This window comes from Streptococcus hongkongensis (assembly GCF_053206145.1).
This window is the reverse complement of the sequence record NZ_JBRUGD010000004.1, coordinates 22,104-39,954: the sequence shown is the minus strand read 5'-3', so window position 1 is coordinate 39,954 and position 17,851 is coordinate 22,104. Positions and strand designations below refer to the sequence as shown.

16 protein-coding genes are annotated in these 17,851 nt (G+C 34.6%); 14 read left to right on the top strand and 2 right to left on the bottom strand.

The window, feature by feature from the left end:
* Window positions 1-16 precede the first annotated feature (16 nt).
* Complete coding sequence (locus tag ACVRZD_RS03300) at window positions 17-199, top strand: hypothetical protein (RefSeq protein WP_037625902.1); 183 nt, start codon at window positions 17-19, stop codon at window positions 197-199.
* Window positions 200-506: 307 nt separating this feature from the next.
* Here the strand turns inward: ACVRZD_RS03300 and ACVRZD_RS03295 are convergent, their stop codons facing one another.
* Window positions 507-1,442: a dihydroorotate oxidase gene (locus ACVRZD_RS03295; RefSeq protein WP_037625900.1), complete on the bottom strand. Its 936-nt coding sequence runs from the start codon at window positions 1,440-1,442 to the stop codon at window positions 507-509.
* Between the two features lie 233 nt (window positions 1,443-1,675).
* On the opposite strand from ACVRZD_RS03295, the gene ACVRZD_RS03290 reads away from it, so the two are divergent.
* The 11 genes from ACVRZD_RS03290 (at window position 1,676) to ACVRZD_RS03240 (ending at window position 13,012) form a co-directional block, all read left to right on the top strand.
* Window positions 1,676-2,368: a phosphoglycerate mutase gene (locus tag ACVRZD_RS03290; protein ID WP_037625898.1), complete on the top strand. Its 693-nt coding sequence runs from the start codon at window positions 1,676-1,678 to the stop codon at window positions 2,366-2,368.
* Window positions 2,369-2,464: 96 nt separating this feature from the next.
* Window positions 2,465-2,986: a transcription repressor NadR gene (locus tag ACVRZD_RS03285; RefSeq protein ID WP_037625998.1), complete on the top strand. Its 522-nt coding sequence runs from the start codon at window positions 2,465-2,467 to the stop codon at window positions 2,984-2,986.
* Window positions 2,987-3,053: 67 nt separating this feature from the next.
* On the top strand, window positions 3,054-3,590 hold the full coding sequence (locus ACVRZD_RS03280) for a hypothetical protein (RefSeq protein ID WP_037625896.1): 537 nt from the start codon (window positions 3,054-3,056) through the stop codon (window positions 3,588-3,590).
* A gap of 110 nt (window positions 3,591-3,700) precedes the next feature.
* Window positions 3,701-4,471, top strand: coding sequence for a formate/nitrite transporter family protein (locus ACVRZD_RS03275; protein ID WP_037625894.1), 771 nt, complete (start codon window positions 3,701-3,703; stop codon window positions 4,469-4,471).
* An 88-nt stretch (window positions 4,472-4,559) separates the two neighbouring features.
* Window positions 4,560-6,650, top strand: a complete 2,091-nt coding sequence (pbp2b, locus tag ACVRZD_RS03270) for a penicillin-binding protein PBP2B (RefSeq protein WP_037625996.1) — start codon at window positions 4,560-4,562, stop codon at window positions 6,648-6,650.
* A gap of 14 nt (window positions 6,651-6,664) precedes the next feature.
* Window positions 6,665-7,261: a recombination mediator RecR gene (gene recR, locus ACVRZD_RS03265; RefSeq protein WP_447450264.1), complete on the top strand. Its 597-nt coding sequence runs from the start codon at window positions 6,665-6,667 to the stop codon at window positions 7,259-7,261.
* Window positions 7,262-7,382: 121 nt separating this feature from the next.
* Window positions 7,383-8,429: a D-alanine--D-alanine ligase gene (locus tag ACVRZD_RS03260; protein ID WP_037625892.1), complete on the top strand. Its 1,047-nt coding sequence runs from the start codon at window positions 7,383-7,385 to the stop codon at window positions 8,427-8,429.
* Between the two features lie 296 nt (window positions 8,430-8,725).
* On the top strand, window positions 8,726-10,096 hold the full coding sequence (locus tag ACVRZD_RS03255) for a UDP-N-acetylmuramoyl-tripeptide--D-alanyl-D-alanine ligase (RefSeq protein ID WP_037625890.1): 1,371 nt from the start codon (window positions 8,726-8,728) through the stop codon (window positions 10,094-10,096).
* A 99-nt stretch (window positions 10,097-10,195) separates the two neighbouring features.
* Window positions 10,196-10,891 (top strand): TMEM164-related integral membrane acyltransferase, encoded by a 696-nt coding sequence (locus ACVRZD_RS03250; RefSeq protein ID WP_037625889.1) that lies wholly within the window; start codon window positions 10,196-10,198, stop codon window positions 10,889-10,891.
* Between the two features lie 146 nt (window positions 10,892-11,037).
* Window positions 11,038-12,582: a peptide chain release factor 3 gene (locus tag ACVRZD_RS03245; RefSeq protein WP_447450263.1), complete on the top strand. Its 1,545-nt coding sequence runs from the start codon at window positions 11,038-11,040 to the stop codon at window positions 12,580-12,582.
* A gap of 220 nt (window positions 12,583-12,802) precedes the next feature.
* Complete coding sequence (locus tag ACVRZD_RS03240; RefSeq protein ID WP_037625887.1) at window positions 12,803-13,012, top strand: hypothetical protein; 210 nt, start codon at window positions 12,803-12,805, stop codon at window positions 13,010-13,012.
* Window positions 13,013-13,127: 115 nt separating this feature from the next.
* Here the strand turns inward: ACVRZD_RS03240 and ACVRZD_RS03235 are convergent, their stop codons facing one another.
* Complete coding sequence (locus ACVRZD_RS03235) at window positions 13,128-13,904, bottom strand: Cof-type HAD-IIB family hydrolase (protein WP_037625885.1); 777 nt, start codon at window positions 13,902-13,904, stop codon at window positions 13,128-13,130.
* Window positions 13,905-14,054: 150 nt separating this feature from the next.
* On the opposite strand from ACVRZD_RS03235, the gene cshA reads away from it, so the two are divergent.
* Window positions 14,055-15,674 (top strand): degradosome RNA helicase CshA, encoded by a 1,620-nt coding sequence (cshA, locus tag ACVRZD_RS03230; RefSeq protein WP_037625883.1) that lies wholly within the window; start codon window positions 14,055-14,057, stop codon window positions 15,672-15,674.
* 160 nt (window positions 15,675-15,834) lie between these two features.
* Window positions 15,835-17,832, top strand: coding sequence for a KUP/HAK/KT family potassium transporter (locus ACVRZD_RS03225; protein WP_447450262.1), 1,998 nt, complete (start codon window positions 15,835-15,837; stop codon window positions 17,830-17,832).
* Window positions 17,833-17,851 lie beyond the last annotated feature (19 nt).

Here is a 17,851-nt window from a genome sequence, read left to right as displayed (position 1 = left end):
TATTAGAGGTGATAGTATGTTTGAACTTGCTTTAATTGGTTTAGCTCTTTTTTCAATTGTCAAAATTGTTGCTCTTATTAAATTATCAGATATTTATTTTATAAAAGGAAAGCCAAAAAATAATGATGATATAGTTGAACTAAGTGATGATTCACAATTAGATGAGTCGACTAAATATAAAAGAGACTACTTTAAGTAGTCTCAGAGTGAAGACAAAGTCATTTGTCTTCACTTTTCTTGGTGGTCTGGATACAGGGGACTTCCTTTGGAATTCCATTGTTAAAATTTTAGACCCTCGCTTTTTATTTCAAGGATCACAAAGAATTAGTCCATTGAACTAATTCTGCCAAAATTTTCCGGAAATGGCTGACAATAAGTATATCAGCCATTTTTACTACATAGAAAAGAACTCTAGAGCAATAGTTTCACAGTACAAACCCTTATTTCTCCCGGATATGTAATGCCTTACTTTTTAGACTAAGTTTCAAAAAACTTCTAAACTTGATCTAGTTGATATAATTGAGTTTTCCATGAAAATCATCTAAGCTTTGATAGCCTTTTTCTTTCATTATTTCTTTCAATTCTTCAGTTATACGTTCAAAAATTTCAGGTCCTTCTTCTTGTAAAGCAGTGCCGATTTGAACCATACTCGCGCCACAAAGAATATGTTCAAATGCATCTCGCCCGGATTTCACTCCTCCTGTGCCAACAATTTGTATAGACGGGTTTAGTCGTTGATAAAAAGCATGTACATTGGCTAAAGCAGTTGGTTTTATGTAATCTCCACCAATACCACCAAAACCATTTTTAGGCTTTATAATAACCCTTTCATCGTCAATTACAAGGCCGTTTCCAATCGAATTAACGCAGTTAACAAATTTTATAGGGAACTGGTTAAAGACTTCAGCTGCTTGATCAAAATGTACAATGTCAAAATAAGGTGGTAATTTTACTCCAAGTGGTTTAGTGAAGTAGGAGAAGATTTCTGCTAATAATTGTGAGGTGGTTTCAAAATCGTAAGCAATTTGAGGTTTTCCAGGAACATTTGGACAAGATAAGTTCAATTCAACCAAGCCTTGATAATCTGATTCCTGGATAGCTTTTAAGATGGTGTGAGTATCTTCAGGTGATACTCCGACTACAGATAGAAAATGATTTTTGCTAGTTGAATCTTTTGACAATTCAATCAGGAAATCTAAATAATAATGAAACCCTAAGTTTGGTAATCCCATAGAATTAATTGAACCGAATTCAGTTACTGCATAGCGTGGCTCGGGGTTGCCCTCTCTTTTTTCTAAGGTACCCGTTTTAGTTACAAATGAGCCGGCTTGAGAGTGCTCAATTGTGAGCAATTCTTTTTTGGTCATGCAATAGACACCGGCGGCATTCATTAAGCAGTTAGCAAATTCAAAGTTGGCAATTTTTGTTGCAGTTGAAATCATAATATCCTCCAAATTTTGGCAAATTTTTTCTATTCTATCACTAGACTTAGAGAATGACAAGATAAAAATGAAAAAAAGTACTGTTTAAAAAATAATTCCGAACATTATGGTATTTTCATGATAATAGCAGAGCATTTTCAAAATCTCTAAGAATCCACTAGCTTTTTTACCCTATTTTTTGTAAAATAGTAGAGTACTAGGTTTAAACCTAAAATAAAAGGAGATAATTACTAATGGTAAAATTGGTTTTCGCTCGCCACGGTGAGTCAGAATGGAACAAAGCTAACCTCTTCACTGGTTGGGCTGATGTTGATCTATCAGAAAAAGGAACTCAACAAGCAATTGATGCTGGTAAATTAATTAAAGAAGCTGGAATTGAGTTTGACTTAGCTTTTACATCAGTACTTAAACGTGCCATTAAAACAACAAATCTTGCACTTGAATACTCTGATCAACTTTGGGTACCAACTGAAAAATCTTGGCGTTTAAATGAACGTCATTACGGTGGCTTAACTGGTAAAAACAAAGCAGAAGCTGCTGAAGAATTTGGTGATGATCAAGTTCACATTTGGCGTCGTTCATATGATGTATTGCCTCCAAATATGGCAGTAGATGATGAGCATTCAGCTCATACAGATCGTCGTTATGCACATCTTGATAATTCAGTTATTCCTGATGCAGAAAACTTAAAAGTAACATTAGAACGTGCTTTACCTTTCTGGGAAGACAAAATTGCTCCAGCTTTAGTAGATGGCAAAAATGTTTTCGTTGGTGCACACGGTAACTCTATTCGTGCCCTTGTTAAACATATTAAACAATTGTCGGATGACGAAATCATGGATGTTGAAATTCCTAATTTCCCACCATTAGTATTCGAATTCGATGAAAAACTAAACCTTACGGCTGAGTACTACTTAGGTAAATAAAAGTGAAAATCAGGCTTATTGCTTGATTTTTCTTTTTATTTCTTATCATCTCTAAATGTTTTATGGTATGATGTTATAGAAAGTGAGGTTGCTTTAATGAAAGCTAATGAGCGTAGACAGCAGATTTTAGAAATGTTAGAAAATAGTGAAAAGACTTTGTCTGCATCTTATCTTGCGGAAGAACTTGGTGTAAGCAGACAAATTATTGTAGGAGATATTGCAATATTAAGAGCTTCAAAGCATGATATCTTATCAACACCAAGAGGCTATATTTTCAATCAATTTTTGCTTACGAATGATTTTAAGGGTAGAATTGTTTGCCAACATAGCAACAAAGAAACTCAAGAAGAATTAGAAATCATTATAGCAAATGGTGGATCCATTTTGACGGTTGAAATAGAACACCCTATTTATGGTATGATAGTTGCATCTTTAAATATAAAGACTAAAGAAGATATCAGTGACTTTATGACTAAGATTACTAATGCTCAAGCTGAGTTATTATCTTCATTAACAAATGGTTTACATAGTCACCTCATTTCATCCCCAGATAAGGAAAGTTTTGATAAGATAAAAAAAGAATTAGCAAAAAGGAATATTTTATATCAAAACAACTAAAAACAATTACAAGTGTCTTGACACTTGTAATTGTTTTGGCTTATAATATTAGTCAGAAGGAGTATTTATGACTAATAAAACAACACAAACTATTGCATATTCATCTATTCTAGTTGCTTTTGGAATTTTAATTCCTATGATAATGCCGATAAAAATTATTATTGGCCCATCATCTTATACCCTTGCTAGCCATGTTCCTCTTTTCTTAGCAACTTTCATTTCATTACCGGTTGCAATATTTGTTTGCTTGGGTACAACTTTAGGCTTCTTTCTAGCTGGATTTCCGTTTATTATTGTTTTAAGAGCCTTTTCTCATATTGTGTTTACAATAATAGCAGCGCTTTATCTAAAGAAAAACGCAACTAAACTTCAGTCGCCTTTAAAAGATCTGCCGTTTGCTATAACGATTAATATTATTCATGGATTGGCCGAATTTCTAGTTGTTTTGCTATTTATTAATGGACAAGCGAGTGATTTGGCTTATGTTTGGTCAATTTTTTTATTGGTTGGTTTAGGAACTTTTATTCATGGTTTGGTTGACTTTTACCTTGCTTTGACACTTTGGGATACTCTAGTGAAAAAAATGGGATTCAAATTGATTTAAGAAATATTTTAAATAATGTAAGCATTCTTACTGGAAGGGCTTGCATTTTTTTTATTTTACTGGTATATTAGTTAATGCATTTGTGAGTTTTGTAACAATAGGAGATAAATATGAAAAGTCCTGAAATGATTTTGGAATCAACAATTGAAATAGGTTACCATAAAATTGAAAAAAACTTTCTAGCAAAGGCTATTTTAGGTTTTATTGGGGGAGCGATGATTAGCTTAGGCTACCTTCTTTATGTTCGAATTGCAGCAAGTGGTCTTGAAGTATTTGGTAGTTTTTCGAGTATATTAGGAGCTAGTGCCTTTCCTATTGGCTTAATTATCATACTAATGGCTGGTGGTGAACTAATTACTGGAAATATGATGGCAGTATCAGCAGCTTATTTTGCTAAAAAAGTATCCTTTCAAGAATTACTTAAAAACTGGTTGGTCATTACCTTGTTCAACCTTGTTGGCGCCTTTTTTGTTGCTTATGTATTTGGTCATTTTTTAGGCTTAACATCCACAGGAATTTTTAAAAAGGAAGTTATCGAAGTGGCCCATGCAAAAATAGCAGCGAGTCCGCTTCAGGCCTTTGTTTCAGGGATCGGCTGTAACTGGTTTGTAGGTTTAGCATTATGGCTAAATTATGCAGCAAAAGATGCCAGTGGTAAAATTTTAGGTATTTGGTTTCCTGTAATGACATTTGTTGCATTAGGCTTTCAGCATAGTGTTGCCAATGCATTTATTATCCCGGCAGCAATTTTTGAAAATGGGGCAAGTTGGCTAGATTTTATCAAAAATTTCATCTTTGTTTACCTTGGGAATATCATTGGCGGAGCCGTTTTTGTTAGCTTGTTTTATTATCTTGCATTCAATCACCCAAAAGAAGATTGATAACAATGTCTTAAAAATTTTTTGACCGAGATTTTATTCTCGGCCTTATTTTTTATGTTAAAATAATAAGGATAGTGAATTGGAGGATTTGGTCATCAAAAATAAATTTGAATCGATAAAATTTGTAAAGAAAACAGCTAGTATAACTAATCGAATCCATATCCTTTTTTTGATAATTGTGTTACTTTTTATTGCTTTAATTCTTCGTTTAGCAAATATGCAAATACAAGACAAAGCCTTTTATGATGCGAAATTAAAGTCTTCTACCGTCTATACAATCAAATCATCAAATCCCAGAGGAAAGATATTTGATAGTGATGGTAAGATATTAGTTTCAAATGACATTAAGGATGTCGTAACATTTACACGAAGTCCTAAGTTAAGTGCAAATAAGATGAAACAATTAGTCAAAGAATTATCTGCATATGTTAGGTATCCAGAAAGGACAGTTTCGCATCGAGCAAAAATTGATTATTATTTGGCTGATCCATCAAACTATGCAAAAGTTGTTGCAAAAATGCCTAAAAATAAGAAATTTGATAATTATGGAAATAACTTAAAGGAAAGTCAAGTCTATAAAAATGCTGTTGCCATGCTAAATGATAAAAAACTTGATTATTCAGTGAATGATTTAAAAGAAATCGCTATTTTTAATCAAATGAATAGTATTGCAACGTTTGATACAATCACGCTTAAAACAGAAGAATTAAGTGAAGAAGAAATTGCTTATCTCGTTGCCAATAAGGCAAAGTTACCTGGTATAACTGTTAGTACGGATTGGAATCGGAAAGTTGAAGAGGCAAGTTTAAGTTCGATTATTGGGCAAGTTTCTAGTCGTGAGGCTGGACTACCGCAAGAAGAAGCGACAAAGTATATTAAAAAAGGTTATTCATTGAATGATCGCGTCGGAACGTCATATTTAGAAAAAGCTTATGAGACTGTTTTACAAGGTCAGCATGGCATTAGACAAATTCGAACAACTAAATCAGGCAAAATTATTTCCAATCAGATCAAACGTCAAGGTAAGGCGGGGAAAAATATTAAATTATCAATTTCCACAGATTTTCAAAAAGATGTTGATAATATCGTGAAAAAATATTTAGAAGCTGAAATAAATTCTGGATCTGGTAAGTACTCAGAAGGGGCTTATGCAGTAGCAATTAATCCCAAAACAGGCTCAGTACTTGCAATGACAGGCTTAGTTCATGACCCTGAGACAAACCAACTGCAAAAAAATGCTTTGGGAACAATTACAAATGTCTTTACGCCAGGATCCGTAGTCAAAGGTGCTACCTTGGCTTCTGGTTGGGAAAACGGTGCTATCTCAGGCAATCAAATTTTAACTGACCAATCTATTCAATTTGGAAATTCAAAACCAATTAATTCTTGGTTTACTGCAGGACAACAAAATATTTCAGCTGTGCAAGCATTGGAATATTCTTCAAATACGTATATGGTTCAAGTAGCATTGAAAATGATGGGCCAGGATTACCATACTGGAATGAGCCTTACAACAGATGGTATGAAAACAGCAATGTCCAAGTTGAGAAAAACATATGCAGAATTTGGACTTGGTACAAGTACGGGGGTTGATTTGCCTGGTGAATCCTTAGGTTTTTTGACTAAAGATTATACCGTTTCAAATGTTGTTACAGAATCTTTTGGACAATATGATAACTACACGACGATGCAACTTGCTCAATATGTTTCGACAATTGCAAATGGAGGCAAGCGAATTGCCCCTCATTTAGTTGAAGGTATCTATGAAGAAAAAGAGAATTCAGTAAAAACTGGAACAGATAATTTAGGACAATTAAGTCAGACTGTAACAGGAAAAGAATTAAATAGAGTAAATATTTCCGAGAAAGAGTTAGCCTTACTTCAGGAAGGCTTTTTCCAAGTTGTTAACAGTCCGAGTGGATTTGCAACTGGTAAGGGTCTATTAGGTACAAATGTCACGATTAGTGCTAAAACAGGTACTGCTGAAACTTATATAAAAGATAATAATGGTAATACTCTCGATACTTATAATTTAAATGTTGTTGCATATGGACCGAGTCATGATCCACAAATTGCAGTGGCCATCATGTATCCTCATGCTTTAGATTCATTAACGAAATCACATCAATTTATGGCACGAGATATTATTTCAGAATATATGAATAAGTATAAAAAATAAGAAGGAGCCCAAAAGTGTTATATCCAACCCCCATAGCAAAATTAATAGATAGTTATTCAAAACTGCCAGGAATCGGTATCAAAACGGCGACGCGCTTAGCATTTTATACAATTGGAATGAGTGATGAGGATGTCAATGATTTTGCAAAGAATTTATTAGCTGCAAAACGTGAATTAACCTATTGCTCTATTTGTGGTAATTTGACAGATGATGACCCATGTGGTATCTGCACTGATCCAAATCGACAGCAAGAAGTCATTCTTGTGGTAGAAGAATCAAAAGATGTTTCGGCAATGGAAAAAATTCAAGAATATCAAGGTTTATATCATGTTTTGCATGGTCTTATCTCACCAATGAATGGTGTTGGTCCAGATGATATTAACTTAAAACCATTGATAACACGTTTAATGGATGGAAAAGTTACAGAAGTTATTGTTGCCACCAATGCTACTGCTGATGGCGAAGCCACCTCGATGTATATATCTAGAGTATTGAAACCAGCGGGTATTAAAGTAACCCGTTTAGCAAGAGGATTAGCAGTTGGTTCAGATATAGAATATGCGGATGAAGTGACTTTACTTCGAGCTATTGAAAATCGAACAGAGCTTTAATAAAGAAGAAAGTATGAAGGTCACTTCTTACTTTCTTCTTTTTATCTTTTCTAATAGTTTTTGAAATGCCATTCATTTTCTGATATAATTAGGAGAAATTAATCAGATAGGAAGAATAACAATGTCAAAACAAACCCTTGTTTTACTATATGGTGGTCGTTCTGCTGAACGGGAAGTTTCAGTTTTATCAGCAGAAAGTGTCATGAGAGCTGTAAACTATGATAAATTTCTTGTTAAAACATATTTTATTTCTCAAGTAGGCGATTTTTACAAGACACAAGAATTTGATCAACAACCTGGTAAGGATGTTAAATTGATGACTAATCAAAGTATTAGTTGGTCACAACTTATCAAAGCCAGTGATATTTATGAACAAGATGCAGTTGTATTTCCTGTGCTTCATGGACCTATGGGAGAAGATGGTTCAATCCAAGGCTTTCTAGAGGTTTTGAAAATGCCATATGTTGGAACTAATATTTTAGCTTCAAGTGTTGCGATGGATAAAATTACTACTAAGCATGTACTAGCTTCTGTAGGGATTCCACAAGTGGCATTTACAGTTTACATTGATGGTGATGACTTAGAGGTTTGCATTACTGAAACCTTAGAAAAATTGCAATATCCAATCTTTGTTAAACCTGCTAACATGGGCTCCTCTGTAGGGATTTCTAAAGTTGAAACAGAAATAGAGTTAAGAGATGCTATTGAGTTAGCCTTGAAATATGATAGCCGAATCTTGATTGAACAAGGACTTGTAGCTCGTGAAATAGAAATTGGCTTGTTAGGAAATTCTCATGTGAAGTCAACATTACCTGGCGAAGTAGTTAAAGATGTTGCATTTTATGATTATAGAGCAAAATATATCGATAACAAAATTATGATGGCTATCCCAGCTGAAGTTGATTCAGCGATTGTTAAGGAGATGAGAATGTATGCTCAAGTAGCCTTCAAAGCTTTAGGTGGATGTGGACTTTCTCGTTGTGATTTCTTTTTAACAGAAGATGGGAAAATATATTTAAATGAATTGAATACAATGCCAGGTTTTACACAGTGGTCAATGTATCCATTACTTTGGGAAAATATGGGTTTGTCTTATTCTCATTTAATTGAAGAATTAGTTCGATTAGCTGTTGAGAAGTTTATTGAACGTGAAAGTCACTTAATTTAAACTAAAAAAGAGTCTGAGAATCTGTGATATACTCCCCTTATAGTTTCTAGTGAATTTTTGTTTTTTCACTGTCTACTATAAGGGGAGTATATCAGTTTGTCCCAGACTCTTTTTGATGCGCAATTACTTAATATGCTACATGTAAAGGTCATAATTGAATATTCTATGTTTCAGACTATTACGAGAATAGTAGAACTATTTAATCGTAGCTTTCTCTAAATATGCTGAAGATTAATAAAAATGTGGTATAATGGTAGGAAAGTCTGTCCAGACGATACGATTAAGAAGGAAATAAAATGAAATTATCATTACATGAAATTGCTAAAGTTGTGGAGGCAAAAAATTCAGTATCTGAATTTGATGACGTTCCTCTGAATCAGATAGAATTTGATAGTCGCCAGATTAAAAAGGGAGATTTGTTTTTACCTTTAAAAGGTGAACGAGATGGGCACGGTTTTATTGATTTAGCTTTTGAAAACGGTGCAGTTGCAACTTTCTCTGAATATCCAATTACAGGAAAACCTTTTATTTTGGTGGATGACTGTCTCCATGCTTTTCAACTTTTAGCTAAATACTATATCGAGAAAATGAGACTTGATGTTATTGCTGTGACAGGTTCTAATGGCAAGACTAGTACAAAAGATATGATTGAAGCAGTTTTGGCAACGACTTATAAAACATACAAAACACAAGGGAATTATAACAACGAAATTGGATTGCCTTATACAGTTCTCCATATGCCAGATGAGACGGAAAAAATTGTGCTTGAAATGGGACAAGATCACATGGGGGATATTCACTTGCTTTCGGAAATTGCTCGTCCTCATATTGCAGTTTTAACAATTATTGCCGAAGCACATCTTGAATTCTTTGGCTCTCGGGAAAAAATTGCTCAAGGAAAGATGCAGATTGTTGATGGTATGGATTCGCATGGTATTTTGTTGGTACCTGGAGATTCAATTATTGACCCATTCTTACCAGAAAATCAGATGGTAATTCGTTTTGGTGAGAACCAAGAAATTTTTGTCAAAGACATAAAAGAAGATAAAAATTCCATAACCTTTACAACTAATGTCCTTGCTCGACCACTTACCTTACCATTATCGGGCAAATATAATGCGATAAATGCCATGATAGCAGCCTATGTTGGTAAATTATTAGCTGTAGCAGAGGAAGATATTGTTGAAGCTTTAGAAACCGTTCAATTGACCAAAAATAGAACTGAGTGGAAAAAAGCTAATAATGGTGCAGATATTCTCTCAGACGTATATAATGCCAATCCAACTGCAATGCAACTTGTTTTAGAATCATTTTCTAATATTCCCAGTAACCCAGATGGAAAGAAAATTGCTGTGCTTGCAGATATGAAAGAACTTGGGCAAGATGCTGTCGCATTGCATTCCAAACTAATTATGAGTCTAAACCCAGAAAAAATTGATACACTGATTTTTTATGGAAAAGATATCCAAGAGCTATCACAATTGGCAAGTCAAATGTTTCCAATTGGACATGTCTACTTCTTTACTAAGAATGCTAATGAGGATCAATTTGAGCAACTTTGCCAATTAACTAAGGAGATGTTATCTCCTAATGATCAAGTTCTGCTGAAAGGCAGTCACTCAATGCAACTTGACAAACTAGTAGATTTATTGGAATTTACTAACTAAAAAGTAAATCTATAAACATTTTCTTTAACTTTATTAAAAAATAAACTTGTTAATGATAAGTTCATAAGGTATAATAAAAAGATAAAGAAAGGACTGTTTATGGAATTTTTTAGTACAATCCCTGTAGGACTACCTCATGTTACTCCTATATTTTATCTCGGAACCATTCTAATTGCTTTGATGCTTGTGGTATTAACATATAAATTACAAGACTCAAAGACCTACGCAAGAGCGTTTATCTTGTTACAAATTAGTCAAATCTTGTCACTTTATATTTGGTATGTTTTTAAAGGATTTCCACTTCGTGAAGCCTTGCCACTTTATCATTGTAGGATTGCTATGTTGGCTGTATTCTTATTACCGAATAATAATCGTTACAAGCAATTGTTTATGACATTAGGTATAGGCGGAACATTTTTAGCTTTATTATCACCAGATTATTATCCTTATTCCTTATTCCATGTGACAAATGTGGCCTTTTATCTTGGACATTATGCACTTTTGGTAAATGGTGTTTTATATTTGACCAAGTACTATAAGAAGGAACTATTACCTACAGCAGTTCTATTTAAAGACTTGCTCTACATTAACTTTTTTATTCTAATTGTTAATGTGTTTACCAAAGGTAACTATGGTTTCTTAATGGATATTCCCATTATTCATACGCATCACTTAGTGTTTAATTACTTATTGGTAACTAGTGGTTTAACAGTGATGATAAAAACAGTTGAGCTTATTTTTAAGAAAAGTCAAGAGCCCAATCGTAATTGGACTAAAGCAACGCTTAGAAAGTAAGACATTGCGAAAGCTAATAAAATCAGATATAATGAAAGAGTTGTTTAAAATATGACTCTTTTTATAATAAGCAAATGGAGTAAAGCCAATGTAATCACATAATGACTGGTAACAATCATATCATATTATTAAAATAAGGAAAAAATATGTCACTTAATGAAGAAATAAAAAAACGTCGAACTTTTGCCATCATCAGTCACCCGGATGCTGGTAAAACGACAATTACAGAACAGTTACTTTACTTTGGGGGAGAAATCCGAGAAGCAGGTACAGTAAAAGGTAAAAAAACAGGAACTTTTGCAAAATCTGACTGGATGGACATTGAAAAACAACGTGGAATTTCAGTTACTTCATCTGTTATGCAATTTGACTATGCTGGAAAACGTGTCAATATCTTGGATACACCAGGGCACGAAGACTTCTCAGAAGATACATATCGTACACTAATGGCTGTTGATGCAGCTGTTATGGTTATTGACTCTGCAAAAGGGATTGAAGCACAGACCAAAAAATTATTTGAAGTTGTTAAACACAGAAACATTCCAGTTTTTACATTTATAAATAAATTAGACCGTGATGGTCGTGAGCCTCTTGAACTATTAGAAGAACTTGAGGAAGTCCTAGGTATTGCCTCTTACCCAATGAACTGGCCAATTGGAATGGGAAGAGCTTTTGAAGGACTTTATGATTTACATAATCAACGTTTAGAACTCTATAAGGGAGATCAACGTTTTGCTAATTTTGAGGAAGGGCAATTACTTTTTGCTAATAATCCTTTTTATGAGCAGGCTTTGGAAGATATTGAGCTTCTTGAGGAAGCAGGGAATGAATTCTCTGAGCAATCTATTCTGGATGGCGAGTTGACGCCTGTATTTTTCGGCTCTGCTTTAACAAATTTTGGTGTGCAGACTTTCTTAGATACTTTCTTAGAATTTGCTCCGGAGCCACATGGCCATAAAACAAAAGATGATAAAATGATTGATCCTTTGGACAAGAATTTTTCTGGTTTTGTATTTAAAATCCAAGCCAATATGGACCCTCGTCACCGTGATAGAATTGCCTTTGTCAGAATAGTTTCTGGTGAGTTTGAAAAGGGAATGTCTGTTAATTTAACGCGAACTGGTAAAGGTGCTAAACTGTCAAATGTCACACAATTTATGGCTGAATCACGTGAAAATGTTCAGAATGCTGTTGCAGGTGATATTATTGGGGTTTATGACACGGGTACTTACCAAGTTGGTGATACACTGACAGTTGGTAAAAATAAATTTGAATTTGAACCTCTACCAACCTTTACACCAGAACTCTTTATGAAGGTGTCAGCTAAAAATGTGATGAAACAAAAATCATTCCATAAAGGAATGGAACAGTTAGTCCAAGAAGGAGCTGTTCAGCTGTATAAAAATTACCAGACTGGTGAGTACATGCTTGGAGCAGTAGGTCAATTGCAGTTTGAAGTATTTAAACACCGAATGGAAGGTGAATACAATGCAGAAGTAATCATGACGCCGATGGGTAAAAAGACAGTTCGTTGGATTAGTGAGGATGACCTGGATCAGCGTATGTCTTCAAGCCGTAATATCTTAGCTAAAGACCGTTTCGACCAACCAGTATTCTTATTTGAAAATGACTTTGCTCTACGTTGGTTTGCTGACAAGTATCCTGATGTAAAATTAGAAGAAAAAATGTAATTTAAAAAACGTATGAGAGGTCATACGTTTTTTGTAAAATGCCTATTGTTTTATTTGTATTTTTTATAGCATAATATTACAAAAAAATAAAAGTATTAAAAATATTTATCTTTTTCATTATATGATTAAAAATTAGATTCAAGAATCAAAGGAGTGAAACACAATTAAAATTAAAAAATAAAATATATAATTATGTCATGTCTTACTTTATTAATTTTTAATGCGATATCTGCTTGCCACAAAGAAGAAACAAAATCATCTAATCCCCCCCAAAAATAGCAAAATCCATCAAGATAAAAAACCGATTGGAAGTAAGGAATCGTCATATCAACCAAAAAAAGGTAAAGAGACAACTAAATCTGAAACAGATGCTCAGGGAACCAGTTTATCTGAATTACCAGCAACTCAATATAGTCCAAGACCAACCTGATTATCGTAAATAATAAATTTCCGCTTTATCTTCATAACTTAATTTCATAAAAAAGCACCCAATCGTTAGATTTTGTGTCTACTTTTTGGGGTGCAGTTCATTTCTTGGCATTCTTTTAGATTAACCCATAATGTTTAAGTCCAAATCTTATGCCATCTTCGGTATTCTTATGCGTAGTGAATTCTGCTAATTCTTTCAGTTCTGGGATTGCATTTTCCATTGCTACTGGATGGTCAACGGCAGCTAGTAAGTCTAAATCATTTCCTCCGTCACCAAAACCATAGGTCGGTATGTGCTCAGACTGCAGGGCTTTTTTAATCAAAGCCACGCCAGTACCTTTGTTATATCCTTTTTTAACAACATCAATAGAGAAGGGACTATTTCTTAAAAATTTTAGGTTAGGAACACCTCCATGATAGAAGTGGTCATTGTTTTTATCTGATCCACCAACCAAGAGCATATTGACATCTTCTTCTTTGAAGTAATCTTTGTCAATACGTGGTAGGAGGCTATGGAAATAAGCGAAGTGACCACGCAAACCTTCTGACAAACCAGCCAGTACTAATTCATCGGGGGTATAGTAGGCAATGTTTTCTCCTAATTCATTTGCAATTTTGAGCGTTTTTTCAATATCTGACTTATCAATTGTTTCTTTAAAGATAATTTGTCCTTCAACTTGAACTACCATCCCGTTAAGCATGACCACGGAAGAAATGCCTGATTCCTCTAAAATATTTTCCAATTCAAGTACAGAACGTCCTGTTGCAATAACAGGTAAATAGCCATTGGTTCTTAGTTGGTCCAATGCTTTGCGATTATCCATAGAGACATGAGATGTGGCATCTAAAAGCGTGCCATCTAGGTCAAAAAATACAATTCCTTTATAGTTCATGAGTCCATGATATCATAAAAACACTTACATGACATTATTCCTATCTTTTTATTTTTAATTGTGATACACTAGTCTAGTTGTTAATGGAACGACAGAACTATAAAGGCTTATAAGGCAGCTTCGCACTGCTTTTTTAGAAAAGAGAAACATTTGAAATTTACAGAATTTAACTTATCAGAAGACATCCAATCAGCAGTAGTAAAAGCTGGTTTTGAAAAAGCATCTCCAATTCAAGAGATGACTATTCCATTAGCCCTAGAGGGTAAAGATGTTATTGGACAAGCACAAACTGGTACTGGTAAAACAGCTGCATTTGGCTTGCCAACTTTAAACAAGATCCGTACGGATGACAATATCATTCAGGCACTTGTAATTGCTCCCACTCGTGAACTAGCTGTTCAGAGTCAGGAAGAATTGTTCCGTTTTGGTCGTGATAAGGGCGTTAAGGTTCGCTCAGTTTACGGTGGATCAAGTATCGATAAACAAATTAAAGCTTTGAAATCAGGAGCACATATTGTTGTTGGTACGCCAGGACGTCTATTAGATTTAATTAAACGTAAAGCGTTGAAATTAGATCATGTTGAAACATTAATCCTTGATGAAGCAGATGAAATGCTTAATATGGGATTCCTTGAAGATATTGAAGCTATTATCAGCCGTGTTCCTGCTGAACGTCAAACTTTACTATTTTCTGCTACAATGCCAGCTCCAATTAAACAAATTGGCGTTAAGTTCATGAAAGAACCTGAGCATGTTCAAATTAAGAACAAAGAACTAACTAATGTTAATGTAGAACAATTTTATGTTCGCGTTAAGGAACAAGAAAAATTTGATACAATGACTCGTCTCATGGACGTCCAACAACCAGAACTTTCAATTGTTTTTGGTCGTACAAAACGTCGTGTTGATGAAATTACACGTGGTCTTAAATTACGTGGCTTCCGTGCAGAAGGTATTCACGGTGACTTGGATCAAAATAAACGTCTCCGTGTTATTCGTGATTTCAAAGGCGACCAAGTTGATATCTTAGTTGCGACTGACGTTGCAGCGCGTGGATTAGATATTTCTGGCGTAACTCATGTTTATAACTATGATATTACACAAGACCCAGAAAGTTATGTTCACCGTATCGGACGTACAGGACGTGCTGGTAAAACTGGTGAATCTATCACTTTTGTTTCTCCAAATGAGATGGGTTACCTTTCAATGATTGAAAACCTTACTAAGAAACAAATGCTACCTTTGAAACCTGCAACAGCTGAAGAAGCATTCCAAGCTAAAAAGAAAATTGCTCTTAAAAAGATTGAACGTGATTTCGCAGATGAAACTATTCGTTCTAACTTTGATAAGTTTAAAGGTGATGCTATTCAATTAGCCTCAGAATTTACTCCAGAAGAGTTAGCACTTTATATTTTGAGCCTAACTGTTCAAGATCCAGATTCTTTACCAGAAGTTGAAATTGCTCGTGAAAAACCATTACCATTTAAATATGTTGGTGGTGGTCACGGTGGTGGCAAAGGTGGACGTGGTCGTAACGATCGTGGACGTGGTGGAAATCGCGGAAGACGTGATGACCGTCGTGGTGGATATCGTGACCGAAATGATCGTGATGGTGACCGTCGTAAAAACAAACGTGATAAACGCGATAACCATGATGCAAGTTCAACTGGTTTACGTAAATCTAAGCGTAATGCAAAAGACTTTTACAATAAAGATAAGAAATCATCAAACAAAGATAAAGGTTTTGTTATTCGCAATAAATCAAATTAATAAGTATGAGTCTGGGACAGACACCCATGAGGACAAAGCTCTCATGGGTGTCTGTCCCACTATCTATTCTTTTTGAGATGAATTCCCTTTTTGTTAATAATCTGTTATAATGGTCTCAACCATTTTTGGTATTTATATGAATTTTAGGAGGACGATTGGGATGTCTAATGCCAATCACGCTGATTTTGAGAAAGCGACTAAGGCCGGTTTCATTATTGCACTAGGAATTGTCTATGGAGATATTGGAACAAGTCCACTCTATACAATGCAATCCTTGGTTGAAAACCAAGGAGGTATTTCAAATGTCTCTGAAACCTTTATTTTAGGTTCTATATCTTTGATATTTTGGACTCTAACGTTAATTACAACGATTAAGTATGTTTGGATTGCTTTAAGGGCTGATAACCATCATGAAGGAGGTATTTTCTCTCTATATACACTAGTTAGAAAAATGTCTCCATGGTTAATTGTTCCGGCAATGATAGGTGGAGCTACACTTTTATCGGATGGAGCATTGACGCCAGCAGTTACAGTGACTTCGGCTATTGAGGGCTTAAAAGCTGTACCTGGGATTAGTAGTATTTACCAGAATCAAACGAATGTTATAATCACTACTCTACTAATCATTCTCTCATTATTTAGTCTTCAACGGTTTGGAACTAGTATGATTGGGAAAATGTTTGGACCAGTTATGTTAATATGGTTTAGTTTCCTTGGCTTGATAGGTTTTTTTAATACGCTAGGCCATTTAGAAATCTTTAAAGCTATTAATCCTTACTATGCTATTAATCTATTATTGAGTCCTGAAAATAGTCGTGGTATTTTTATATTAGGTTCAATTTTCCTGGCAACAACTGGTGCAGAGGCGCTGTACTCAGACTTGGGCCATGTTGGCCGAGGTAATGTCTATTTTAGTTGGCCGTTTGTAAAGGTTTGTATATTACTGTCATACTGTGGTCAAGGGGCATGGATTTTGGCCAATCGCAATAGTGGAATTGAGTTAAATCCTTTCTTTGCAGCAGTACCAGAAGGGGTGAGAGTATTGGCAGTTATTATTGCGACTCTTGCTGCAATCATTGCTTCACAAGCTTTAATCACTGGATCATTTACTTTGGTTGCAGAAGCGATGCGTCTTAAAATTTTTCCATTATTCAGGGTAACATACCCGGGTCAAAACTTAGGACAATTATATATTCCAGTTATTAACTGGGTACTATGTTTTATTACTTCATGTGTGGTTCTATACTTTAGAAATTCAGCTCATATGGAAGCGGCTTATGGCTTAGCTATCACCATAACTATGTTGATGACAACCGTACTCTTAAATTATTACTTAATTAAAGAGGGGATGAACTCGATATTAGCTCATGTTGTTATGTCATTCTTTGCACTGATAGAATTCATTTTCTTTGCAGCTTCAGCTGTTAAATTTATGCACGGTGGTTACGTAGTTGTTATTCTTGCCTTAGGCATTGTGTTAGTCATGTTTATATGGCATAAAGGGACAAAAATTGTCTTCAAATATGTTAAATCTCTTAACCTCCTAGATTATAGGGAACAAATTAAAGCGTTGCGTGATGATAAAGCGATTGATCTTTATCAAACAAATGTTGTTTACTTGACAAATAGGTTGCAAGACAATATGATTGATAAGTCAATTTTATATTCCATTTTAGACAAACGTCCAAAACGTGCTAAGGTATATTGGTTTGTTAATGTTAAGGTGACAGATGAACCCTATACAGCTAAGTATAAAGTTGATATGATGGGAACGGATTACATGGTTAAAGTTGAACTTTTCCTTGGGTTTAGAATGCCGCAGTCTGTTCCACGCTATTTAAGAACTATTGTTCAGGACTTAATGGAAAGTGGACGTTTACCAAAACAAGAGCAAGAGTATTCAATTACTCCAGGACGTAAGGTTGGAGATTTTCGATTTGTTATCATAGAGGAGCGTGTTTCAAATGCACGTCAGTTAAATGGTTTTGAGCGTTTTATTATGCAAACTAAAGCAAGTATCAAGCATTTTACAGCGACTCCTATGCGTTGGTTTGGTTTACAATATTCAGAGGTAACAGTTGAAGTTGTACCATTGATACTTTCTGATGTCTTAAAATTACCGATCAAAGAGTTTGAAGCACCAAAAGAAATCAACTAAAAAGTTGAGAGATAATCTC